1 protein-coding gene is annotated in these 1,890 nt (G+C 38.9%); it reads right to left on the bottom strand.

The window, feature by feature from the left end:
* Window positions 1-483 precede the first annotated feature (483 nt).
* Window positions 484-1,401 carry a hypothetical protein gene (locus ABFC84_09770; GenBank protein ID MEN6413024.1) on the bottom strand — a complete coding sequence of 306 codons (918 nt, stop codon included), beginning with the start codon at window positions 1,399-1,401 and terminating at the stop codon, window positions 484-486.
* Window positions 1,402-1,890: the final 489 nt, after the last annotated feature.

Genomic DNA, 1,890 nt, shown 5'->3' with positions numbered 1-1,890 from the left:
AGCTTTCGCAGCGATCGATAACCAGGATTGCAAGATTGCTTAATGAGCGGCCAAGACAAACGCTTGGGATGAATACTCCCAAGAAGAAACTCGATGAATTATGCGTTGAGAGTTACTGACGGCCAATCATAAAAACCGATACAGTATATTCTGTTTCTTATTTATAGCGAGCACATAAGTCCGTTGTTATGCGTTAAATATTCCCTTGTAACATTAACCAAGCTATCGAGCGGCGCTCTTTATCCACCAAGTACTAGACTGGCAGAATTTTGCCTCGTTTTGTACGAAGGCCTCAAACTTCTGAACTTGGTAATTGCGGTTTTTGCTGATCGCTATGCTCGCCATAAATATTGACGAGATTGGCTGTTCAGACATTGTACGGATAATATTAATTTGGCCAAATATTGTCTGGCTTTTTTATACGACTGACGATTTTGCAGACAGTGTCTGCATTTTCTTGTTAGTATAGATTTTTTCACATTGCTATTTAGAAAAATCTTCAACAGATAAGTAGGCTTTTCCAGTTTGTGATGCATGGCGTCTGATTCTACGAATAATGTCCTTCATATCCATGACTCCAGTTAAATAGTAGAATAAGTGACTTGCATCCATTAGTAATAGTGGCGTCTTATCACATGAAGCTTCTGATATTGCTACACTACTAAAACCAGAAACGGCTAAAAGGATACCCATTGTATTATCAGCCATTTTAACAATTTTTGCCTTAAGTGAATCTACATCAGTTGCAGGGCTTTGTTCAGTTTTGAATTTTAATTCTACAAGATACGTTGTTCCATCAAGCGTTATAGAGCCATCTATTTGTCTTCCATCTATTGAATATGGCTTTTTATTCTCTATTTCACAAAAATCAATTAACTTATAAAACCAAACTTGAAATCGATAACCAGCCTCTTGAGCTCCAATTTTTAGCGACAATTTCTCAAATTCTGTTTTTAGTTTTTCTTTATCACCAATTTCCTTTTGTATTTTAATACTTTCTTCAACCGCTTTCTTTCGGGCCTCAGCTTTTTTTTCTTCAGTAGTTATTTCAACATTCTGTTTTTCAAGATAATCACCCAGTTCTGCAACAGCCAAATGAGCCTCTCGTATTTTTTGCTCAGAGTCTTCCCAGTTGCGCAGGTCAGGAAAAGATGTTTGTTCAGATAATGCTAAAGCAAGACGTAGTATACTGACTTTACTATCTTCATCCTTTTGAAGTCGTTCAAATGTTCTATCAAGAAAAGTCCTTTTTGATTCTTCATTATTCCAAGAGTTCAATAGTACTTCTGGTATTCCACAACCTTGAAGGAATTTTTTCAGAGCATTTTTTCGCCAAAAGGACTTTAATAAAGCCTCATACGTAAAGGTAATTAGTTGTGGGGTAATCCTGTATTTCATCATTGCCCTCAAAAACAGTTTCTGCGCCGAAAGCGTCAAGCTAGCAATAATTCAACTCACCCATACAAAAAACCGTAACTGTACAGCAATCATCAATGCTCCCATCTTGGGACTATTTTGTTCCCTTCCCATGCAATTCCTTATTTCTGGTACGGCCTCACCTTACTGCACGGCATTCTGGCGGATTCCTGGTCCCGCTTTTCACGGCTGCTAACTCGTCAATTGGACCACAGACTTTTCAGTAGCCATATTCACCATTTGCCTATAAACTTTGGCTGTTTTATGTTGCTACGCCCCGCCACCATGCAATCTTTTCCATAAGTTTAGTGCCATCAGGCGCCGCAACGTGGAGCTCGCTGTTTCCATAGCTCCGGATACACATACCTCCAAGTTTTTTCCGTATTTCGAATTATTCTATTCCCGTCCCCGCCATCGGTCAATCAAAAAGTGAAAGAAACCTCTCTCTTGCTTACTTGCCTGGCAATTGAAAAG

The organism is Veillonellales bacterium (assembly GCA_039680175.1).
Lineage (GTDB): Bacteria > Bacillota > Negativicutes > JAAYSF01 > JAAYSF01 > JBDKTO01.
The sequence above is the reverse complement of the archived record's forward strand: the minus strand, read 5'-3'. Positions and strand labels throughout refer to the sequence as shown.